At 65.6% G+C, this 21647-nt stretch carries 22 protein-coding genes; 12 read left to right on the top strand and 10 right to left on the bottom strand.

Features of this window, described 5'->3' with window-relative positions:
* Nucleotides 1–56 precede the first annotated feature (56 nt).
* From AC07M7_RS11025 to AC07M7_RS11000, 6 genes are all read right to left on the bottom strand, one after another.
* Nucleotides 57–902: a phytanoyl-CoA dioxygenase family protein gene (locus AC07M7_RS11025; RefSeq protein ID WP_046983813.1), complete on the bottom strand. Its 846-nt coding sequence runs from the start codon at nt 900–902 to the stop codon at nt 57–59.
* A gap of 49 nt (nt 903–951) precedes the next feature.
* Nucleotides 952–2172 (bottom strand): TraB/GumN family protein, encoded by a 1221-nt coding sequence (locus tag AC07M7_RS11020; protein WP_136639466.1) that lies wholly within the window; start codon nt 2170–2172, stop codon nt 952–954.
* Between the two features lie 4 nt (nt 2173–2176).
* Entirely contained in the window at nt 2177–2707 is a 531-nt protein-coding gene (locus AC07M7_RS11015; RefSeq protein ID WP_046983811.1) for a GNAT family N-acetyltransferase, read from the bottom strand.
* A gap of 14 nt (nt 2708–2721) precedes the next feature.
* Complete coding sequence (locus tag AC07M7_RS11010) at nt 2722–3609, bottom strand: carbon-nitrogen hydrolase (RefSeq protein WP_046983810.1); 888 nt, start codon at nt 3607–3609, stop codon at nt 2722–2724.
* 158 nt (nt 3610–3767) lie between these two features.
* Complete coding sequence (locus tag AC07M7_RS11005; protein WP_295378291.1) at nt 3768–4805, bottom strand: agmatine deiminase family protein; 1038 nt, start codon at nt 4803–4805, stop codon at nt 3768–3770.
* Nucleotides 4806–4844: 39 nt separating this feature from the next.
* Entirely contained in the window at nt 4845–5117 is a 273-nt protein-coding gene (locus AC07M7_RS11000) for a hypothetical protein (protein ID WP_428709117.1), read from the bottom strand.
* Between AC07M7_RS11000 and AC07M7_RS10995 the strand changes: the two genes are divergently transcribed.
* A complete protein-coding gene (locus tag AC07M7_RS10995) occupies nt 5012–5290 on the top strand; it encodes a hypothetical protein (protein WP_480982511.1) in 279 nt (92 codons plus the stop codon). The genes AC07M7_RS11000 and AC07M7_RS10995 overlap by 106 nt on opposite strands.
* 30 nt (nt 5291–5320) lie before the next feature.
* On the opposite strand, the gene ykgO is transcribed toward AC07M7_RS10995, so the two are convergent.
* A complete protein-coding gene (gene ykgO, locus AC07M7_RS10990) occupies nt 5321–5446 on the bottom strand; it encodes a type B 50S ribosomal protein L36 (protein WP_005409283.1) in 126 nt (41 codons plus the stop codon).
* Between the two features lie 197 nt (nt 5447–5643).
* On the opposite strand from ykgO, the gene cmk reads away from it, so the two are divergent.
* The 8 genes from cmk (at nt 5644) to galU (ending at nt 13935) form a co-directional block, all read left to right on the top strand.
* Nucleotides 5644–6321, top strand: a complete 678-nt coding sequence (gene cmk / locus AC07M7_RS10985) for a (d)CMP kinase (RefSeq protein ID WP_046983807.1) — start codon at nt 5644–5646, stop codon at nt 6319–6321.
* A gap of 198 nt (nt 6322–6519) precedes the next feature.
* Nucleotides 6520–8205 (top strand): 30S ribosomal protein S1, encoded by a 1686-nt coding sequence (gene rpsA, locus AC07M7_RS10980; RefSeq protein ID WP_012510790.1) that lies wholly within the window; start codon nt 6520–6522, stop codon nt 8203–8205.
* Nucleotides 8206–8292: 87 nt separating this feature from the next.
* The gene (locus AC07M7_RS10975; RefSeq protein WP_005409286.1) at nt 8293–8598 is read left to right on the top strand and encodes an integration host factor subunit beta; all 306 of its coding nucleotides are present in this window, start codon (nt 8293–8295) and stop codon (nt 8596–8598) included.
* Nucleotides 8599–8680: 82 nt separating this feature from the next.
* Complete coding sequence (locus tag AC07M7_RS10970; RefSeq protein WP_046983806.1) at nt 8681–8965, top strand: LapA family protein; 285 nt, start codon at nt 8681–8683, stop codon at nt 8963–8965.
* Nucleotides 8966–8971: 6 nt separating this feature from the next.
* Nucleotides 8972–10150, top strand: a complete 1179-nt coding sequence (lapB, locus tag AC07M7_RS10965) for a lipopolysaccharide assembly protein LapB (protein WP_012510791.1) — start codon at nt 8972–8974, stop codon at nt 10148–10150.
* A gap of 3 nt (nt 10151–10153) precedes the next feature.
* Nucleotides 10154–11143 carry an MraY family glycosyltransferase gene (locus tag AC07M7_RS10960; protein WP_495207384.1) on the top strand — a complete coding sequence of 330 codons (990 nt, stop codon included), beginning with the start codon at nt 10154–10156 and terminating at the stop codon, nt 11141–11143.
* Nucleotides 11144–11146: 3 nt separating this feature from the next.
* Nucleotides 11147–13060 (top strand): polysaccharide biosynthesis protein, encoded by a 1914-nt coding sequence (locus tag AC07M7_RS10955; protein ID WP_046983804.1) that lies wholly within the window; start codon nt 11147–11149, stop codon nt 13058–13060.
* Complete coding sequence (gene galU, locus AC07M7_RS10950) at nt 13057–13935, top strand: UTP--glucose-1-phosphate uridylyltransferase GalU (RefSeq protein WP_428708995.1); 879 nt, start codon at nt 13057–13059, stop codon at nt 13933–13935. The genes AC07M7_RS10955 and galU overlap by 4 nt, the downstream gene beginning before the upstream one ends.
* Nucleotides 13936–14512: 577 nt before the next feature.
* Here galU and AC07M7_RS10945 read toward each other — a convergent pair.
* The 3 genes from AC07M7_RS10945 to AC07M7_RS10935 form a co-directional block, all read right to left on the bottom strand.
* Complete coding sequence (locus tag AC07M7_RS10945) at nt 14513–15721, bottom strand: acetyl-CoA C-acyltransferase (protein WP_046986530.1); 1209 nt, start codon at nt 15719–15721, stop codon at nt 14513–14515.
* A 98-nt stretch (nt 15722–15819) separates the two neighbouring features.
* Nucleotides 15820–18192 carry a 3-hydroxyacyl-CoA dehydrogenase/enoyl-CoA hydratase family protein gene (locus AC07M7_RS10940; protein WP_495207383.1) on the bottom strand — a complete coding sequence of 791 codons (2373 nt, stop codon included), beginning with the start codon at nt 18190–18192 and terminating at the stop codon, nt 15820–15822.
* Between the two features lie 26 nt (nt 18193–18218).
* Nucleotides 18219–18887, bottom strand: coding sequence for a TetR/AcrR family transcriptional regulator (locus AC07M7_RS10935; protein ID WP_046986532.1), 669 nt, complete (start codon nt 18885–18887; stop codon nt 18219–18221).
* 346 nt (nt 18888–19233) lie between these two features.
* Here AC07M7_RS10935 and ndk point away from each other — a divergent pair, with 346 nt between their 5' ends.
* Genes ndk through pilW form a run of 3 tightly spaced genes read left to right on the top strand, consistent with a single transcriptional unit; the run spans nt 19234 to nt 21647 of the window.
* The gene (gene ndk / locus AC07M7_RS10930) at nt 19234–19659 is read left to right on the top strand and encodes a nucleoside-diphosphate kinase (RefSeq protein ID WP_008265389.1); all 426 of its coding nucleotides are present in this window, start codon (nt 19234–19236) and stop codon (nt 19657–19659) included.
* A gap of 10 nt (nt 19660–19669) precedes the next feature.
* Complete coding sequence (gene rlmN / locus AC07M7_RS10925; protein ID WP_065723019.1) at nt 19670–20875, top strand: dual-specificity RNA methyltransferase RlmN; 1206 nt, start codon at nt 19670–19672, stop codon at nt 20873–20875.
* A complete protein-coding gene (gene pilW / locus AC07M7_RS10920) occupies nt 20862–21647 on the top strand; it encodes a type IV pilus biogenesis/stability protein PilW (protein WP_428708998.1) in 786 nt (261 codons plus the stop codon). The genes rlmN and pilW overlap by 14 nt, the downstream gene beginning before the upstream one ends.

Genomic DNA, 21647 nt, shown 5'->3' with positions numbered 1-21647 from the left:
GTGTTGTGGTGTGGGGGGAGACCGGTCGTAGTGGGGCGGTCTCCCCCCATTTTTTTTCAGGCCTTGCGCAGGAACAGCGTGCGCCGGGTGTATTCATGCCCGAAATCGACATGGCCGAACCGCGCGATCTCACGCCGGCCGCGTCGGTAGTAGCGCCATGGCGCCTTCTCCGGCGGGTGGGTCTGTCCGTAGAAGACATCCATGTGACCGACCGGCATCGACTTCGGGGTCACATGCATCACCACGCTGCGGCGCGTGCCGGACGAAGGATGCGGGGCGCCGCCATGGAACAACTGTGGGTGCCAGACGATGACGTCACCCGCCTGCACGTGCACCGCTTGCGGTTGCAGGCCAGCATCTTCGCATTGGCGGGCTACCGCATCCTGGTAGGCAGTCCAGCCCTCCGGCGACATCGCGCCGACCGGGCTGTCGCCGAAGACCGTGCGTCGCAGCGCCTGCACATCAATGGGCGGCAGCAGGTGGCTGCCCGGGACCACCCGTAGTGGGCCGTTACTGTCATCAACTGCCTCCAGTGCCGTCCACACCCCCATGTAGCGCTCGCCCGGGGAGGTGCAGAACAGCGGCGTATCGCGGTGCAATGACTGTTCGGATCCGCGCTCGTAGTAGAGGCTGGTGTAGAGCGTAGTGGGTTCACCGAGGAAGCGGTCGCAGACGTCGATGGCCGGGTTGTCGGTGAGCAGGCGGGTCATCGCATCCACTGCCAGGTGCAGGTTGACGACCCGGTACATGCGATTGTGATCGTCCAGGTTGCGCGTTACCGCTTTTGGGTTGCGCTGCTTGAAGCGCGCGATGCGCTCGTTGATGTCCTGGACCAGCGCCGGCGCGATGGCCTGGCGAACTACTACGTAACCATCGCGCATCAGCGCGTCATATGCATCCATCGCTGTGTTCCTCCTTAAACGCCGAGTATAGCCACGTGTGGCGGGACCATCAGCCCGCCACCTTGCCCCAGACCTTGAACGTGGTCAGCCACAGGCCCAGCATGCTGCCCAGGTTGGTCAGCATGAAGGTCAGCACCACGCGGGTGACGCGGTTGCGGTACCAGCCCTTCAGGCTCTGCGCATCGTCGCGCAGCTTCAGGAAGTCCTCGTACGCCGGCTTGCGCAGGCGTGCTTCCACCAGTGCCGAGAACGCGCCGGTTGGAATGCTCAAGCGGAACGGCTTGAACGGTGCCACCGCGATCGCGGTCAGGATGCTCAGCGGATGGCCACCGGCCAGCAGGCAGCCCAGGCCGGCCAGACCGCCGGTGTACATCGCCCAGGTCGCCAGCAGCTCGGTGCCCACGCCCAGCCCGCCGCGGTAGAAGCCCACGCCGATGCCGGTCGCTACGATGGCCAGGATGCCCAGCGTGAACCACGGGATGTTGCGCTTCTTCGGCACCGATTCCAGCTCGGCGCGCAGCGGTGCCGGTGCCTCGGTGTCGGTTTCCAGATAGCGTGCCAGCCCGGCCAGGTGGCCGGCACCGACCACCGCCAGCACTTCGCGCTGCTGCGGGTCGTGCGCTTCGCGCAGGCGCGTGGCCATGTAGCGGTCGCGCTCGCCGATGATGGTCTCGTACAGCGCCGGGCTCTCGCTGGCGAACTCGCCGAAGCTCGACTCCAGCATGTCGCCCTGCTTGAGCTTCTCGATCTCGTTCTCGCCCACTTCCTCCGACGAGAACAGGCCGGCGCCAAGCCCGGCGACCAGCTTCAGCTTGCCGAAGAAGCCCAGCCGCTGCGATGCACGGCGGAAGGTCAGGCCGACTTCACGGTCGATCAGGTGCACCGGCAGATCGCGCTCGCGGGCCAGTTCCACCGCGCGCTTGAGTTCGGCACCCGGCTCGATGTCGAGCTGCTCGGCCAGGCGCCGCTGGTAGGCGGACAACGCCAGGTTGGCGGCGAACAGGGCGACGCGGCCCTTGCGGATCACCTCGACCAGGTCGAGCTTGGCCAGGGTGTCCGGGTCGCTCAGGGCCTGCAGGCGCTGCGGATCGAGCTCGACGGCCACCGCGTCGAAGCGACCACTGTCGATCGCTTTTTCCACTGCTTCGACGCTGGCGCGAGAGACGTGCGCGGTGCCGAGCAGGGTGTAGCGCACGCCGTCGCGTTCAACGACGCGTACCGGCTGGCCGGCGAACAGGTCATCGCCGGTGTCAGGAAGGGTTTCAGTCATGGATTCATTCATTGGAAGGTGCGGTGTCGGCGCCATCGCCGAGCGCGCGCTGCATCTGCACGGTATCCAGCCAGCGGCCATGCTTGCGGCCAAGGCCACGGAACACGCCCACCAGCTCGAAGCCGAAGCGTTCGTGCAGCTTGATGGAGGCGGCATTGGTCGGTTCACCGATCACCGCCACCATCTGCCGGTAGCCGCGCGCCACGCAGGCGTCGATGAGGGCCTGGAGCAGGCCGGCGCCCACGCCCTGGCCCTGGAAGCGGGCATCGACGTAGACCGAGTTTTCCACGGTCCATTGGTAGGCGATGCGGGTGCGGTAGGTGTTGGCGTAGGCATAGCCGGCCACCTGGCCGTCGATCTCGGCGACCAGGTAGGGGAAGCCACGGTCGATGATGTCGCGCATGCGGCGCAGCATCTCCGGCGCGTCGGGGATGTCGTACTCGTAGGTGTTGACGAAGTCGGTCACTTCCACCGCATAGATCGCGGTGATCGCGTCGATGTCGGCCGGGCCGGCATCACGGATGAGGACGGCCATGCGCGGGCTCCGGCTCAGTCGATGTAGCGCTTGAGCAGGTCGCCGTACGCATCGATGCGGCGATCACGCAGGAACGGCCAGATGCGGCGCACGTGCTCGCTGCGCTGCAGGTCGACGTCGCACACCAGCACGGTGGCATCGGTGCCGGCCTCGGCCAGGAACTCGCCCTGCGGGCCGAGCACGTGGCTGTTGCCCCAGAACTGGATGCCCGACGCGCCCAGCGGCGAAGCCTCGTGGCCGACGCGGTTGCAGCTCAGCACCGGCAGGCCGTTGGCCACGGCGTGGCCGCGGTGGCTCAGCACCCAGGCGTCGCGCTGGCGGGTCTTCTCGTCCTGCACATCGTCCGGGTCCCAGCCGATCGCGGTCGGGTACAGCAGCAGCTCGGCACCGGCCAGCGCCATCAGGCGCGCCGCTTCCGGGTACCACTGGTCCCAGCACACCAGCACGCCGAGGCGGCCCACCGAGGTATCGATCGGCTTGAAGCCGATGTCGCCCGGGGTGAAGTAGAACTTCTCGTAGAAGCCCGGGTCGTCCGGGATATGCATCTTGCGGTACTTGCCCAGCAGCGTGCCGTCCTTTTCGAACACTACCGCGGTGTTGTGGTACAGGCCGGCAGCTCGGCGCTCGAACAGCGAGCCGACCAGTACCACGCCATGCTTCTTCGCCAGCGCGCCCAGGCGCTCAGTGCTCGGGCCCGGAATCGGCTCGGCCAGGTCGAACTCGTCCACCGACTCGTGCTGGCAGAAGTACGGACCGTTATGCAGTTCCTGCAGCAGCACCAGCTTGGCACCCTGCGCAGCCGCCTCGGCCACGCGTGCTTCGATCACCGCCAGGTTGGCGGCGGCATCACCGTGGTTGCGCTCCTGGATCAGGGCGACGGTAAGGGGGCTGCGCGAGTTCATGCGGGGCGTTCCTGCGGGGGAAAACCTGCATGTTAGCGCGGATGGACGGCGACGGCGTGTCGCGCGCTGAATGGGTGCTGGTAGTGCCGGCCGCTGGCCGGCAATCCCGTGGATCCATCAGGCATTGCATGGTTGCCGGCCAGCGGCCGGCACTACCGTCATGCCTTCAACAGGCCTTCCGGCAGCTGCATGGTGATGCAGTGCAGGCTGCCGTTCTGCCAGATCAGCGAGCGGCACGGCACCTGCACGACCTCGCGGCCCGGGTACGCCTGCGCCAGCACGTCGCGGGCCAGGTCATCGGCCGGATCGCCGTAGGCCGGCATCAGCACGGCACCGTTGACGATCAGGTAATTGGCGTACGACGCAGCCAGGCGGCGGCCTTCGTCGATCACCGGCTGTGCCCACGGCAGCGGGAACAGGCGGTACGGCTGGCCGTCCTTGGTGCGCAGCGCCGCCAGCTCATTGCCCATCGCCTGCAGTTCGGCGTAGTGCGAATCGCTTTGGTCGTCGCAGGCCTGGTAGACGATGCTGTCGGCCGAGGCGAAGCGGGCGAGGGTGTCGATGTGGGCGTCGGTGTCGTCGCCTTCCAGGTAGCCGTGGTCCAGCCACAGCACGCGATCCTGCTGCAGCCAGTCGGCCAGGTCGGCAGTCAGGCTTGCCCGGTCGCGGTCCGGGTGGCGCTCGTGCAGGCACTTCCAGGTGGTCAGCAGGGTGCCTTCACCGTCGGTCTCGATGCCGCCGCCTTCCAGCGCGAACGGGATGCTGCGCACCGGTGCGTCGTTGAACACGCCGGCCTGGTCGAGCACGCCCACCAGCTGGTCATCCAGGGTCGCGTCGAACTTGCCGCCCCAGCCGGTGAAGCGGAAGTCCAGCAGCTGGAAGCCGCCATCGGCGCGGCGCAGGGTGATCGGGCCGGAGTCGCGCAGCCAGGTATCGTCGTAGGCCGCCGTGGTGAAGTGGACCTTGTCCATGTCGATGCGGTTGGAGCGCAGCCGCATCTCGGCATAGGTCTCCACATCGTCGTCGGCCACGCAGATCAGCACCGGCTGGAAGCGGGTGATCGCCGCGACCAGCGCGATGTAGGTCTCTTCCACCTGGCCCAGGCGGTCGGCCCAGTCGGTGTCGGCGGTGGGCCAGGCAATCAGGATGCCGCTCTGGGCTTCCCATTCGGCAGGAAAACGAAGGGTCTGGTTCATGGTCTCGCTACACAGGCCCGCGCACGGCGGGTAGAGGGATCATCGGATCGGCGGTTTCGGGCCGATTTCGTTCGGGTCCGCCTGGTTGGCCACCACGTTGATCACCTTCTGCTTCTCGAAGTAGACGGTGAACTGCGGGTACACCCAGCGGTTGATGGTCGGCCACTGCCGTTTCTGCCCGCCACGCGGCTGCAGCTGCTCGCTTGGTGCACCGAACTGCGCCTGCACCTGCTGCATGCTCTGGCCGCGCGCGGGCAGGGCACCAGCTGGTTTTTCGCGGGCGCGGTCGACAAGCAGGGTATCGGCCAGCACCGGTGTGGCGGCGGCCAGGGTGGCCAGCATGGCCAGGGCGGACAGGTAACGCTTCATCTCGAACTACTCCCCAGTGGTCAAGAACGGCGATTACAGCAAAAACGGCAGGAAAAAGCCGCATAAACAAAAAACCGCCCGAAGGCGGCTTTTTGCATCGGGTCGGCCCCGCGTAGGGCCAGCCGCAGCCGCGAGGGCTGTGAGGCTTAGCGCTGACGCGCCTTGAAACGCGGGTTCGACTTGCAGATGACGAAGATCTTGCCACGACGACGCACGACCTTGCAGTCACGGTGACGGGCCTTCGCCGACTTCAGGGAGGACAGGACTTTCATGGCATACCTCGGCGTAAACAGTAGTTGTTCGGGTGGAGCGTGGCCGCGATATGCGAAAGACAATCGGCAGTTGACGCTCGTTCAAGCCCGCCATTCTACCGGGCTTTTCCTCGTGGTTTCAAGTGGTTGCACAAAAGAACCTGCTGGGGGCATCTGGCAGAGGCTAGAATGGCCTCTTCACACGCTCTGGGACCCCCATGAATCCACTTGCTCCCGTCCTGACCATCGACGGCCCATCCGGGGCCGGCAAGGGTACCATCAGCCGCATCGTGGCGCGCCGGATGGGCTGGCATTACCTGGATTCGGGCGCGCTGTACCGGGCGGTGGGCGTGGCTGCCAGCTGGGCCGACATCGATACCTCGGATGCCTCGGCGCTGGTCCGCTGCACCTTCGACACCCACGTCCAGTTTGTCGAGCAGGGCGAGGCCATGCGGGTCCTGGTCAACGGCACCGATGCCACCGACGAGCTGCGCCTGGAGACCACGGGGGCGCTGGCCTCGGCCATTGCCGCCATTCCTGAGGTCCGTGCCGCCCTGAAGGAGCGCCAGCGCGCATTCAGGGAACTGCCGGGCCTGGTCGCCGATGGCCGTGACATGGGCACGGTGATCTTCCCGGACGCGTCCTACAAGGTCTTTCTGACCGCCAGTGCCGAGGAGCGCGCCGAGCGCCGGCATAAGCAGTTGAAAGACAAGGGGGTTTCTGTTAGCTTTGATGACCTCCTGCGCGAGATCATGGCCCGCGACGCCCGTGATGCTCAGCGTACCGTGGCGCCCCTGAAGCCGGCAGACGATGCTGTCCTCATCGACACCACAGGCATCGGCATCGATGATGTCGTTGCCCGAGTGATGGATCTGCTTCCGGTTCCGGCTGCCTGATCCGTTCGCGCGGGAGTACTGCCAGCAACACCGGTGGTGGTCGCGCAAAGCAGTGCTGTACCAGCTCCGTCGCGCAATGATGCGTGGCGGTTTTCCTACTACACACGACCTGCGTTTCCGGGGTCGACCAACAGGCGGGCGGTCGCCATTCCCCTGAAGGGGACGCCACCGACCCATGTGTCCAACAGAGTAAATCTAATGACCGAATCATTTGCCGAACTGTTTGAAGCCAGCCAGGCCAACCTGGCCAAGCTGAAGCCGGGCGCCATCGTCAGCGGTACCGTTGTTGAAGTCCGCGGCGACGTCGTGGTGATCAACGCTGGCCTGAAGTCCGAAGGCATCGTGCCGATCGAACAGTTCCGTAACGACGCTGGCGAAATCGACGTCGCCGAAGGCGACATCGTCAAGGTCGCCCTCGACTCGATCGAGAACGGCTTCGGCGAAACCGTCCTGTCGCGCGAGAAGGCCAAGCGCGCGATGGTGTGGGACGAGCTGGAAGAAGCGTTGGAAAAGAACGAAACCATCACCGGCCGCATCAGCGGCAAGGTCAAGGGTGGTTTCACCGTGGACATCAAGGATGTCCGCGCCTTCCTGCCGGGTTCCCTGGTCGATGTGCGCCCGGTGCGCGATCCGGCCTACCTGGAAGGCAAGGAGCTCGAGTTCAAGCTCATCAAGCTGGACCGCAAGCGTAACAACGTCGTGGTTTCGCGCCGCGCTGTCGTCGAAAGCGAGCACTCGGAAGAGCGCGAGCAGCTGATGGACAAGCTGCAGGAAGGCGCGATCCTGAAGGGTGTCGTCAAGAACCTGACCGACTACGGCGCGTTCGTGGACCTGGGCGGTATCGACGGCCTGCTGCACATCACCGACATGGCATGGAAGCGCGTGCGCCATCCGTCCGAAGTCGTGAACGTCGGCGACGAGCTGGACGTGCGCGTGCTGAAGTTCGACCGCGAGCGCAACCGCGTTTCGCTGGGCCTGAAGCAGCTGGGCGAAGATCCGTGGGATAACATCGCCCGTCGTTACCCGGCCAACAGCCGCGTGTTCGGCAAGGTCTCCAACGTCACCGATTACGGCGCGTTCGTCGAGATCGAGCCGGGCGTCGAAGGCCTGGTGCACGTTTCCGAAATGGATTGGACCAACAAGAACGTCAACCCGTCCAAGGTCGTGCAGGTCGGTGACGAAGTTGAAGTCATGGTCCTGGACGTGGACGAGGAGCGTCGCCGCATCTCGCTGGGCATGAAGCAGGTTGCCGCCAATCCGTGGGAAACCTTCGCTGCCACCCACAAGAAGGGTGACAAGGTGTCGGGCCAGATCAAGTCGATCACCGACTTCGGCATCTTCATCGGCCTGGACGGCGGCATCGACGGCCTGGTTCACCTGTCCGACATCAGCTGGGCGACCACTGGCGAAGACATCGTTCGCAACTTCAAGAAGGGCGACACCCTGGACGCGGTTGTCCTGGCTGTCGATCCGGAGCGTGAGCGCATCTCGCTGGGCGTCAAGCAGCTGGAGCAGGATCCGTTCGGCCAGTACATGGCTGCCAATCCGAAGGGCTCCAAGGTTGAGGGCGTGGTGAAGGAAGTCGACGCCAAGGGCGCGATCATCGAGCTGGCTGACGGCATCGAAGGTTACGTCTCGGCCCGCGACATCGCCAACGAGCGCGTTGACGACGCCACCCAGCACCTGAAGGTCGGCGACAAGGTCGAAGCCAAGTTCGTGGGCATGGACCGCAAGGGCCGCACCCTGCAGCTGTCGATCAAGGCCAAGGACGACGCGGAAATGCGCGAAGTGCTGGAGGAATACCAGTCCTCTTCGGCTGCCAGCGGCACCACCCAGCTGGGCGCGCTGCTGCGTGCGCAGCTGAGCGGCAACAAGTCCGAGTAATCGGCCTTACGCTGTTCGTTGTTTCCTGGACGGCCCGGGCACTGCCCGGGCCGTTTCAGGCTGAGATGCCCCTGATGTGAGCCGGTAATGACCAAATCCGAACTGATCGAAATCCTTGCGCGCCGGCAGGCGCACCTGAAGGCCGATGATGTCGATCTGGCGGTCAAGTCATTGCTGGAAATGATGGGCGGTTCCCTCTCTGCCGGGGATCGCATCGAAATCCGTGGCTTTGGCAGCTTCTCGCTGCACTACCGTCCGCCGCGCCTGGGCCGCAACCCGAAGACCGGTGAATCGGTGGCCCTTCCGGGCAAGCACGTCCCCCATTTCAAGCCGGGCAAGGAACTGCGCGAGCGGGTCAGCAGTGTGCTGCCGCTGGACGCCGATCCGGCCTGAGCCCGCCCCGCCGTCGCGCCACCGCGTGCGAATCGAGCCGCGAGTCGGATAAGCTACGGTCTCCTGCCACTGGAGCTGTCGCATGAAGGTTTTTCGTCTGCTGGTCCTGCTGGCGGTGCTGATCCTTGGGCTGATCATTGGTGCGGTCAACATGACCGCGATGTCGATCAACCTGTTGTTCACCCAATTGAATACGTCCGTCGGCGTGGCGCTGATTGCCGCGCTGCTGATCGGCGTGATCGTCGGCGCCGGCCTGGTGCTGGTGAGCGTGGTCATTCCGCTCTACAGCCAGCTGCGCCGCGCCAACAAGTCCGTTGCCGCCACGTCGGCGCCGGTGGTTCCCCCGCAATCTTTTGATGGACGCTGACCGAAGATGGATTTCGTCACCGAGTGGCTGTGGTTTTTCCTGTTCGTTCCGCTGGCCGCATTGGCCGGATGGGTGATCGGCCGGCGTGGCGGGCAACGCCACGGTGACAACCAGGTCAGCCGCCTGTCCAGCACCTATTTCCGCGGCCTGAACTACCTGCTCAACGAACAGCCGGACAAGGCCATCGAGCTGTTCCTGCACATCGCCGAGCTGGACAAGGAAACCTTCGAGACCCAGGTCGCGCTGGGCCATCTTTTCCGCCGCCGTGGTGAAGTCGATCGCGCCATCCGCCTGCACCAGGGCCTGGTCAACCGCCACGACCTGAGCGACGCGCAGCGCGTGCAGGCGCTGCTGGCACTGGGCGAGGACTACATGAAGTCCGGCCTGCTGGACCGCGCAGAGACCGTGTTCACCGAACTGGCGCAGCTGGACCAGCGTGCTCCGCAGGCGCTCAAGCACCTGATCGGCATTTACCAGGCTGAGCGTGACTGGGAAAAGGCGATCGACAATGCCACCCGCTTCGAGGACGTGACCGGCGAGCCGATGGGCAAGCTGATCGGCCAGTTCGAGTGCGAGCTGGCCGAGCGCTTCCGCGGCGCCGGCAAGCTGGAAGAGGCGAGGGCAGCGATTGCCCGCGCCTACCAGGCCGACGCGATGTCGGTGCGTGCCGGCATCATCGAGGGCCGCCTGGAAACGGATGCCGGCAACGCCGAAGCCGCCGTGCGCGCGTTCGAGCGCGCGGCCCGCAACGATCCCGAGTACCTGCCCGAGCTGCTGCCTGCGCTGATGGCCAACTACCGCAAGGTCGGTGACCTCGGCGGTGCGCGTGCGTTCCTCTCGGAAATGACCGAGCACTATCGTGGTATCGCTCCGGTGCTGGCGCTGACCCGCCTGATGGAAGAGCAGGAGGGCGTGGCCCCGGCCCGTGCCTACCTCGGCCGCCAGCTCAAGGATCGTCCTTCGGTACGTGGCGAGTCCGCGCTGATCGACCTGACCCTGGCCGAAGGCGCCGATTCCACGGCGACCCTGCACGACCTCAAGCACATCACCGACCAGTTGCTGGTCCGCAACCCCGCTTACCGCTGCACCCGCTGCGGCTTCGGCGCGCGCACCCACCACTGGCAGTGCCCGAGCTGCAAAGAGTGGGGCACGGTCAAGCCACTGCTGAACTACGCGGTGCTCTGATCCATGCCGTGGTTTGTGATGGGGGCGCTGCTGGGATTGGCCCTGCTGAGTGCGGCGCTGACCTGGGCGGCACGCGGTTACGCGCTGCGCCGGCAGCTGATGGACCAGCCCGGCGAACGCCGCAGCCATAGCGTGGCAACCCCGCGCGGTGGCGGCATCGCCATCGTCATCAGCCTGCTCGTTACGGCGTGCGTGGCGATGTGGGCCTGGCCCGAAGCAACGCCCAGCCTGCTGGTTGCCAGTCTCGGCCTGGTCCTGGTCGCGGGCATCGGCTGGTGGGACGATCACAAGCCGCTTCCGGCCATGCGCCGGCTGCTGGTGCACTTCATCGCCGCCGCGCTGCTGGCTGCGTTGGTCAAGGTGAATGGTGGCAGCTGGCTGCTGGCCATGCTGGTGCTGCTGTTCACTGCCTCGCTGATCAACATCTGGAACTTCATGGATGGGATCAACGGCATTGCCGCCAGCCAGGCCATCGTGGTCGCATTGGGCCTGGCGCCGGTGCTGCCCTGGCCCTATTCGCTCGCGGCCGTGGCGCTGGGCCTGGCCTGCCTGGGATTCCTGCCGTTCAACTTTCCGCGGGCACGGATCTTCATGGGTGATGTCGGAAGTGGCGCGCTGGGGTATGCCGTGGCGGTGGTTCTGGCGATCGCCAGCGTGCGTACCGACATCAATTGGATCCTGCTGCTGGTTCCGGCCTCGGCGTTCCTTGTGGACGCAGGCTTCACACTGCTGGCGCGCATCATTTCCGGGCAACGCTGGACGGAACCCCATACCCAGCACGTCTACCAGAGGGCGGTCCAGGCAGGAGCCAGCCACGCTCAGGTGACAGGGATGTACTTTGCTTTGGGCCTGTTCAGTATTACAGTGCTTAATGTCTGCTCGAATTTGCAGCCGAGGTGGGAGGCTGTCGTGGCGATCGCGTGGTTCATTGCGCTGAGCGTCCTTTGGCTCCTCCTGCGCAATGGATTGCGTCACCGACAAGGAACTATCTGACTCATGGCTTCACCCTGGCGGGACAGAATCCTCGGCCTGATGCCGCGTTCGGCCATCGTCTGCCACGACCTCTTCATGGTCTGGGCATGCTGGCAGCTGCTCCATGCGGGGCGCTACTCGATCCTTCCCAACGCGCCCGCGCTTCCCCTGTGGAATGTCGACACCACCCTGGTACTGCTGCTGCAGGGCCTGGTGTTCTGGCGCGTTGGCCTGTATCGCGGGCTGTGGCGTTTCGCCAGCGTCAGCGACCTGCTGAACATCTTCAAGGCCAGCTTCATCGGCATGGTCGCCATCGTGCTGGTGCTGATGTGGAAGCGCTTCGATGGCGTGCCGATGTCGGTGCTGGTGATCTATCCGTTCGCACTGTCGGCGCTGCTGGGTGCGCCCCGGCTGCTGTACCGGGCCTGGAAGGATTACCAGTCGCTGCAGTCGGATTCGTCCGCGCGGCGCGTGTTGATCCTCGGTGCCGGCCAGGCGGCCGAGACCCTGGTCCGCGACCTGCGCCGGTCGGGCAACTTCGAACCGGTGGGCCTGCTGGACGATGCGCCCCACCTGCGTGGGGCCAAGCTGCAGGGGCTGCCCATCCTGGGCGGCCTGGACGACGCGCCGGCGGTGGTCCGCGAGACGGCGGCCAAGCTGCTGGTCATTGCTATTCCGTCGCTGGATGCAGCGGGCATGCAGCGGATCGTCGCCATCTGCGAAAGCACCGGCGTGCCTTTCCGTACCGTACCCAAGCTCAGCGACATCCTGCAGGGCCAGTCGCTGCCAGGGCAGTTGAAGGAAGTGGCGATCGAGGATCTGCTCGGCCGCAAGCCGATCATGCCGGACTGGAACCTGATTCGCGGCTGGTTGGGCGGCCGTACGGTGATGGTCACCGGTGCCGGTGGCTCGATCGGCTCGGAGCTGTGCCGCCAGTGTGCGCGCCACGGCGCCGGCCGCATCATCCTGCTGGAGATCAGCGAGCTGCTGTTGCTGACCATTGAAGGCGAGCTGCGCCGCAGCTTCCCCGATGTCGAGGTCGAAGCGGTACTGGGCGACTGTGGCGACCCAGCGGTGATCCGCCACGCGTTGTCGCTGCATCCGGTCGATACCGCGTTCCATGCCGCTGCCTACAAGCATGTGCCGGTGCTGGAGCGTCAGCTGCGCGAAGCGGTGCGAAACAATATCCTGGCCACCGAGAACGTGGCTCGTGCCTGCCTTGAGGCGCACGTCGAGCATTTCGTGTTCATCTCTACCGACAAGGCGGTTGATCCGGTCAATGCGCTGGGTGCCAGCAAGCGCTACGCCGAGATGATCTGCCAGAGCCTGGACCAGAGGTCCACGCATACCCGGTTCGTCACCGTGCGCTTCGGCAACGTGCTGGCCTCGGCCGGCAGCGTGGTGCCGCTGTTCCGCGAGCAGATCCTGCGCGGCGGACCGGTTACTGTCACCGACCCGGAGGTCAGCCGCTACTTCATGACCATCCCGGAGGCCTGCCAGTTGATTCTGCAGGCCGCCGCGTCAGCCTCGCATGGTGCGATCTATACGCTTGACATGGGTGAGCCGGTGCCGATCCGCGTCCTGGCCGAACAGATGATCCGCCTGGCCGGCAAGCAGCCGTACAAGGACATTCCGATCATCTACACCGGCCTGCGCCCGGGCGAGAAGCTGCACGAGACGCTGTTCTATTCGGACGAGGACTATCGTTCGACCGCGCACCCGAAGATTCTCGAGGCCGGTGTGCGCACGTTCGCGCGCGATGTGGTGCTGGGCAATGTCCCGCGCCTGCGCGAGGCGGTGTGCAGCTACGACACCACCAGCATCCAGGAGATCCTGTTCGCGACGATGCCGGAGTTCTCTCCCATCGAACAGGATGCTTACATTTCATCCGCTAAAGTCGTGCCCTTTCCGGCACGTGAGGCCAACAGGCACCAATGAGCAAGCGAATTCGCAAGGCAGTTTTTCCAGTGGCAGGGCTCGGGACGCGCTTTTTGCCGGCAACCAAGACGGTGCCGAAGGAAATGTTGCCGATCATTGATCGTCCGCTGATCCAGTACGCGGTTGATGAAGCGATCGAAGCGGGCTGCGACACGCTGGTGTTCATCACCAACCGCTACAAGCATGCGGTGGCCGATTACTTCGACAAGGCCTACGAACTGGAGCAGAAGCTCGAGCGTGCCGGCAAGCTGGAACAGCTGGAGATGATCCGCCATGTGCTGCCCAACGGCGTGCGTGCGATCTTCGTGACCCAGGCTGAAGCGCTGGGTCTGGGCCATGCGGTGCTGTGTGCCAAGGCTGTGATCGGTGACGAGCCGTTCGCGGTGCTGCTGCCGGACGACCTGATCTGGAACCGTGGCGATGGCGCGCTGAAGCAGATGGCCGACCTCAACGAAGTCAGTGGCGCCAGCGTGATCGCGGTGGAAGACGTGCCGCATGACAAGACCGCCAGCTACGGCATTGTCGCCACCGATGCGTTCGATGGCCGCAAGGGCCGTATCTCTCAGATCGTGGAGAAGCCGAAGCCGGAGGACGCACCGAGCGACCTGGCCGTGGTCGGCCGCTACGTGCTGAGCCCGAAGATCTTCGAACTGCTGGAGCAGACGGGCAGTGGTGCCGGCGGCGAGATCCAGCTGACCGATGCGATCGCGCAGCTGCTGAAGACCGAAGAGGTGGATGCCTATCGTTTCGAGGGCACGCGTTTCGATTGCGGTACGCACCTGGGGCTGGTGGAGGCGACGATTCGCTTCGCGCTGGACAACCCGAAGCTGGCCGGCCCGGCACGCGAGAAGCTGGCGGCGATGTTGGCGGAATAAGGTGTTTTCAAGCGCTCCGTTCGCGGCGCCTTGATTGATACGTGATGGGCGGGACGGGTGGGCCTTTGCAGGACACGCCGTAAACCCGTCCATGGGGGCTCGGTCGCCGCATCCATGCGGCGAACGGTCCTGCAAAGGCCCACCCGCCCCGCCTGTCAGGTTTCCTGCGGGCGCGGACGGGAAGGGCGGAATCAAGGGCAAGAGCAAAAGCAAAAAAGGCGGCCGATGGCTGCCTTTTTCGTTTCCGCGAGCGTCGAGTCGGGGTCGGATCCCTTTGCGTAGCAAAGGGCTCTGACCCCAGCTCTTGATCCTGCCTTTGCTCCCCCCTCCGCCGCGCGGAATGATGGATGGCGCGGGTGGGTGAGGCTGACCGGGACCGTTGGCGCCATGGATGGCGCCATCGAGCCCCCAAGGGTGAGGGCGCTTTGGTTGCGAAGCACTGCTTCGCAAGCGCCCGAACGCACAGCCGCTAGCGGCTGGGCCGGACCCCGGAGGGGGGTTCACGGCGTGTCCCGGGCAGTCTCACCCACCCGGGCCCCACAGCAAACCGACACTGCAGCCGGCAGCGCCTTGAACCTTACAGTGCCTCGAAAATACCCGCTGCGCCCATGCCGGTGCCGATGCACATCGTCACCATGCCGTACTTCTGCTGGCGACGACGCAGGCCGTGCAGCAGGGTCGCGGTACGGATCGCGCCGGTTGCGCCCAGCGGATGGCCCAGGGCGATCGCGCCGCCCAACGGGTTGACCTTGCTCGGGTCCAGGCCGCAATCGCGGATCACCGCCAGCGACTGCGCGGCGAAGGCTTCGTTGAGCTCAATCCAGTCCAGCTGGTCCTGGGTCAGGCCGGCCTGCTTCAGTGCCTTCGGGATCGCGGCGATCGGGCCGATGCCCATCACTTCCGGACGCACGCCGGCCACCGAGAAGCTGACGAAACGCGCCAGCGGGGTCAGGCCGTAATCCTTGATCGCCTGCTCCGAGGCCAGCAGCACGGCGCCGGCGCCATCGCTCATCTGCGAGGAGTTGCCGGCAGTGACGGTGCCGCCGAACTGGCCGTTGCGGAACACCGGACGCAGCTTGGCCAGGCCTTCAGCGGAGGAATCCGGGCGCGGGCCTTCGTCAGTGTCGGCAATCTTGTTGCGGGTGATGATGCGCTTGCCGTCGGCGAGGTCGGGCTGGTGCGAGACGATCTCGTACGGGCTGATCTCGTCCTTGAAGTCGCCGTTCTGGATGGCGGCCATGGCCTTCTGGTGCGAGGCCAGGGCGAACGCGTCCTGGTCTTCGCGCGAGACCTTCCACTCTTCAGCGACCTTCTCGGCGGTGATGCCCATGCCGTAGGCGATGGCCACGTGGTCGTTGTCGAACACGCTCGGGGCCATCGCGATCTTGTTGCCCATCATCGGCACCATCGACATCGATTCGGTGCCGCCGGCCAGCATCAGGTCGGCGTTGCCAAGGCGGATCGCGTCGGCCGCCTGCGCCACGGCCTGCAGGCCGGAGGAGCAGAAGCGGTTCACGGTCTGCGCGGCGATGGTGTTCGGCAGGCCGGCCAGCAGCACGCCGATGCGGGCCACGTTCATGCCCTGCTCGGCTTCGGGCATCGCGCAGCCGATGATCGCGTCATCGATGCGGTTGACGTCCACGCCCGGCGCCTGCGCCACGACGCTGCGCAGCACGTGGGCGAGCATGTCGTCGGGGCGGGTGTTGCGGAACATGCCCTTGGGCGCCTTGCCAACCGGGGTGCGGGTGGCGGCGACGATGTAGGCGTCCTGGATTTGCTTGGTCATTGCAGTGATCTCTCGAAGTTTTTTGCCGGTGTGCCCACCAAGGTGGGCACCTACCAGAGGCAGAGGGATGCCGACCCGTGGCCGGCACCCGCCATCAATCAATTACGCAGCGGCTTGCCGGTCTTCAGCATGTGCGCGATGCGGGCCTGGGTCTTTTCCTGCTGGGCCAGTTCAACGAAGTGCTTGCGCTCCAGGGTCAGCAGCCACTCTTCGTCGACCAGGGTGCCGCGGTCGACCTTGCCGCCGCACAGCACGGTGGCGATGCGCTCGGCAATCTCGTAGTCGTACGGGCTGATGAAACGGCCTTCCAGCATGTTGACCAACATCATCTTGAAGGTGGCGATACCCACGTCACCGGCGACCTGGATGCGGCGTGCCGGCAGCGGCGGGCGGTAGCCCGCTTCGGCCAGCGCACGTGCTTCAGCCTTGGCGATGTACAGCGCCTCGTAGCTGTTGAACACCACCTTGTCGGTGCTGCGCAGCAGGCCCAGTTCCTGGGCGTTGACCGCCGAGTTGGACACCTTGGCCATCGCCACGGTCTCGAAGGTCTTCTTCAGTTCGGCGAACACGTCACCGCCCGGGCCAGCGGCCTGCGAGGCACGCACGGCCAGTTCCTTCAGGCCGCCGCCTGCCGGCAGCAGGCCGACGCCGGCCTCGACCAGACCGATGTAGCTTTCCAGGAAGGCCACGGTCTTGGCGCTGTGCATCTGGAACTCGCAGCCGCCACCCAGGGCCAGGCCACGCACCGCAGCCACCACAGGCACCAGCGAGTACTTGATGCGCTGGCTGGTGCGCTGGAAGTTGTGCACCATCGCTTCGAACTGGTCGACCTTGCCGGCCTGCAGCAGGCCGAGCGCGCCGGCCAGATCGGCACCGGCGGAGAAGGGCTCCTTCTGCTGCCAGATCACCAGGCCCTGGAAGTCCTTCTCGGCGCGCGTGACGCACTCCTGCAAGCCGTCGAGCACGTGGTCGGAGACGGTGTTCATCTTGGTCTTGAAGCTGACCACGGCAATGCCATCACCGTCGTGCCACATGCGCAGGCCGTCGTTCTCGAACACGGTCTCGCCCGGCGCGAACTTCTCGCCCAGCAGCGGATCCGGGAAGCGCTGGCGCTGGTACACCGGCAGCGACGAGCGCGGCAGCTTGGCGTTGCGCGACGGGCTGTAGCTGCCCTCGGCGGCGTGCACGCCATCGCGGCCATCGAACACCCAATCCGGCAGCGGGGCGTTGCTCATGCTCTTGCCGGCCACGATGTCATCGGCAATCCACTGTGCGACCTGCTTCCAGCCGGCAGCCTGCCAGGTTTCGAACGGGCCCAGCGACCAGCCGTAGCCCCAGCGGATGGCCAGGTCCACGTCGCGCGCGGTCTCGGCGATGTCGGCCAGGTGGTAGGCGCTGTAGTGGAACAGGTCGCGGAAGGTCGCCCACAGGAACTGCGCCTGCGGGTGCTGGCTCTCGCGCAGCTTGGCGAACTTCTCGGCCGGGTTCTTGATCTTCAGGATCTCGACCACTTCCGGTGCGGCGGCGCGGTCAGCCGGACGGTAGTCCTGCTTTTCCAGGTCCAGCACCACGATGTCCTTGCCGACCTTGCGGAAGATGCCGGCGCCGGTCTTCTGGCCCAGTGCGCCCTTGGCAATCAGCGCGTCCAGCCACTTCGGCGACTTGAAGAATTCATGCCACGGGTCGTTGGGCAGGGTATCGCCCATGGTCTTGATGACGTGCGCCATGGTGTCCAGGCCGACCACGTCGGAGGTGCGGTAGGTGGCCGACTTCGGGCGGCCGACCAGCGGGCCGGTCAGGCCGTCCACTTCATCGAAGCCCAGGCCGAACTGCTGGGTGTGGTGGATGGTGGACAGGATCGAGAACACGCCGATGCGGTTGCCGATGAAGTTCGGGGTGTCCTTGGCGTACACCACGCCCTTGCCCAGGGTGGTGACCAGGAACGCTTCCAGGCCTTCCAGCACCGAGGCGTCGGTGGTGGTGGCCGGGATCAGCTCGGCCAGGTGCATGTAGCGCGGCGGGTTGAAGAAGTGCACGCCGCAGAAGCGGTGGCGCAGCTGTTCGGGCAGCACGTCGGCCAGCTTGTTGATGCCCAGGCCCGAGGTGTTGGAGGCCAGCACCGCGTGATCAGCCACGAACGGGGCGATCTTCTTGTACAGGTCCTGCTTCCAGTCCATGCGCTCGGCGATGGCCTCGATGATCAGGTCGCAGTCCTTCAGCTGTTCCAGGCCGCCTTCGTAGTTGGCCGGGGTGATGGCTTCAGCCAGCGACTTGCTGGCCAGCGGCGCCGGGCTCAGCTTGCCCAGGTTGGCGATCGCCTTCAGCACGATGCCGTCGGCCGGACCTTCCTTGGCAGGCAGGTCGAACAGCACGGTGTCGACGCCAGCGTTGGTGAGGTGGGCGGCGATCTGGGCACCCATGACGCCGGCACCCAGCACGGCGGCGCGGCGGACTAGCAGGGAATTGGACATGGTGTAGGGCCTTTGTTGGTCAGCAGTTACTGGGTGGAATCAATGGAGGCGGGCAGGGCGCTGCCGCTGCGTGCGGCGGCGCGGAACCCGGCCTCGGCGAAATGGATCAGTTCATGGGCGGCATGGGCACGATGCGCCGCTTCGGTGACACCGGCGGGACGTTTGATCAGCCCGAAGTCGGCCATGGCATAGGTGAGCGAACCGGCCAGGAAATCCAGCCGCCAGTACAGCTCTTCCTTGCTCAGGCCGGGCACGCATTCGGCGATGGCCTTGCCGAACGCGCGCAGCACATGGCCGTAATGGTCGGACAGGAACTTGCGCAGGTTGTCGTTCTTCTCGGCATAGGCGCGCGCGATCACACGCACGAAGGCGCCACCGCTCTGCCGGTCCTGGGCCATGGCCAGGGCCGGCTCGACGAAGGCGGCCAGCACCGGGCGCAGCTGGCCGGGGTGCTCGGCGCGGGCGCGCTCGAGCTGCGACAGGCGGGCGCCGGTCATTTCGTCCATGCGGCGGCGGAAGACCTCGTTGACCAGGTTTTCCTTGGAGCCGAAGTGGTAGTTCACCGCTGCGATGTTGACGTCGGCCTGGCTGGTGACCTGGCGCAGCGAGGTGCCAGCAAAGCCGTGCTGGGCGAACAGCTCCTCGGCGGCGCCGAGGATCCGGTCCTTGGTCGAGAAGTGGGCGGGCTTGGCCATCGGGCGGGCGGACCTTAATCAAACGATTGTTTGATACTAGAACCAGACGGTAGCGTATGGCATTTTGCAGTGCAGCAAAAATCGACCGGATGGTCAGAATCCGCTCAGGTGGGTGAATGGGGTGGTGGCTGGGGTCGGATCCCCCCCGGGGCTCCGACCCCGGTGCTGGCCCCGGAATGGAGTCAGAGCCCCTGCGGGGATCCGACCCCTGCGGCCGGCACTACCACCCTGCCGCGATATCTCTTACAATCCGCGCACGTTTATCAGGCTAAGCCCGCGTTTCGACGCGGCTTTTTTTTTGTTACCCTTCGGGCCATCAGCGGCCCGATTCCATTGGAGACATCCCATGGCGCTGGAGCGCACCCTTTCGATCATCAAGCCGGACGCCGTTGCCAAGAACGTCATCGGCGAAATCTACGCCCGCTTCGAAAAGGCTGGCCTGAAGGTCGTGGCCGCCAAGTACAAGCAGCTGTCGCGCCGTGAAGCCGAAGGCTTCTACGCCGTGCACCGCGAGCGTCCGTTCTTCAACGCGCTGGTCGAGTTCATGATCTCCGGCCCGGTGATGATCCAGGCCCTGGAGGGCGAGAACGCCGTCCTGGCCCACCGCGACCTGCTGGGCGCCACCAACCCGAAGGAAGCCGCCGCAGGCACCATCCGCGCCGACTTCGCCGAATCCATCGATGCCAACGCCGCCCACGGCTCGGACTCGGTCGAGAATGCAGCGATTGAAATCGCCTACTTCTTCGCCGCCACCGAAGTCGTTTCGCGCTGAGAGTAATGCCGTGAACGAGGTCGTACAGACACCCGCCATCCAGCCGCTGCCGAAGTCGGCACCCACGGCTGGCAAGCAGAACCTGCTCGACCTCGATCGCGCGGGCCTGGAGAAGTTTTTCGTCGAGGTTCTTGGCGAGAAGAAGTTCCGTGCCCATCAGGTGATGAAGTGGATCCACCATCGCTACGTCACCGAGTTCGATGAGATGACCGACCTCGGCAAGGTCCTGCGCGCCAAGCTGCAGGAGCATGCCGAGGTCCTCGTCCCGAACATCGTGTTCGACAAGCCCTCCGCCGACGGCACCCACAAGTGGCTGCTGGCGATGGGCGTGGATGGCAAGAACGCCATCGAGACCGTGTACATCCCCGACAAGACCCGTGGCACGCTGTGCGTGTCCTCGCAGGTCGGTTGCGGCCTGAACTGCACGTTCTGCTCCACCGCCACCCAGGGCTTCAACCGCAACCTGACCACCGCCGAGATCATCGGCCAGGTGTGGGTTGCCGCGCGCCACCTGGGCAACGTGCCGCACCAGATGCGCCGCCTCACCAACGTGGTGATGATGGGCATGGGCGAGCCGTTGATGAATTTCGACAACGTCGTGCGCGCCATGAGCGTGATGCGCGACGACCTGGGCTACGGCCTGGCCAACAAGCGCGTGACCCTGTCGACCTCCGGCCTGGTGCCGCAGATCGACCGCCTGTCCACCGAAAGCGACGTGTCGCTGGCGGTGTCGCTGCATGCGCCCAACGATGCGCTGCGCGAGACCCTGGTGCCGCTCAACAAGAAGTATCCGATCGCCGAGCTGATGGCTTCGTGCGCACGTTACCTGCGCGCCAACAAGCGCCGCGAATCGGTCACCTTCGAATACACCCTGATGAAGGGCATCAACGACAAGCCCGAGCATGCCCGTGAATTGGCGCGCCTGATGCGCCAGTTCGACAACGCGGTGCAGGCCAAGGATTCGGGCAAGGTCAACCTGATCCCGTTCAACCCGTTCCCGGGCACCCGCTACGAGCGTTCGGAAGAAGCGCATATCCGCGCCTTCCAGAAGATCCTGCTCGACAGCAACGTGCTGACTATGGTCCGCCGCACCCGGGGCGACGACATCGACGCCGCCTGTGGCCAGCTCAAGGGCCAGGTGATGGACCGTACCCGTCGCCAGGCCGAGTTCAACAAGACGCTGCAGGCGGGGAAGGGGAGCGATGCCGCGGCCTGACCGCCTCTGGCTGGTCCTGATCGCAGGCGTGCTGGCCGTCACGGTCACCGGCTGCAAGTCCCGTCCGAAGGCCAAGCTGGGCCCCAGTGAGGCACCGGTCTACTCGGTTCGTGATCCGGACAACGTGCGGCGCCAGGTGCGCCTGCAGGACCTGCTGGCACTGGCGGCCCGCGACATGCAGGTCGGTAACCTCGGCGGGGCCGAGCGCAAGGCGCGCGAGGCGCTGAAGCTGGCGCCCGAATCGCCTGATGCACTGGTGCTGCTGGCCGGCATCGACGAGCGCCGTGGCCGTACCCAGCAGGCCGGCGAGATGTTCCGGCGGGCCGCCGAGCTGGCGCCGCAGCGTGGCGATCTTCTCAACAATTACGGCGCCTGGCTGTGCCAGCAGGGTCGGCCGGCCGAGTCGCTGGTGTGGTTCGACCGCGCGTTGAATGCCCCGGGCTATCCCGCCGTGGCCGAGGCCCGGGCCAACGCCGGCGGCTGCGCGCTGGATGCCGGCCAGCTCGAACGTGCCGAGCGCGACCTGCGCGCGGCGCTGGCGGTGCTGCCCGGCAACCCGGTCGCGCTGGAGGCGATGGCCCAGCTGAGCTTCCGCCAGGGCCGCTACATGGAGGCCCGGGCCTTCGCCGAACGTAGGATTGCAGCTGCACCCGCAACGCGTTCCGTGTTACAACTTGCGTCTCAAATCGAAGCGCGGCTGGGTGATCGGGCGGCATCTGATCGCTATATTCAGCGGATTCGACAGGAATTTCCGCAGGAAGCGGGCTCCTAA

This window comes from Stenotrophomonas sp. GW821-FHT09E08, from assembly GCF_059416125.1.
The sequence above is the reverse complement of the archived record's forward strand: the minus strand, read 5'-3'. Positions and strand labels throughout refer to the sequence as shown.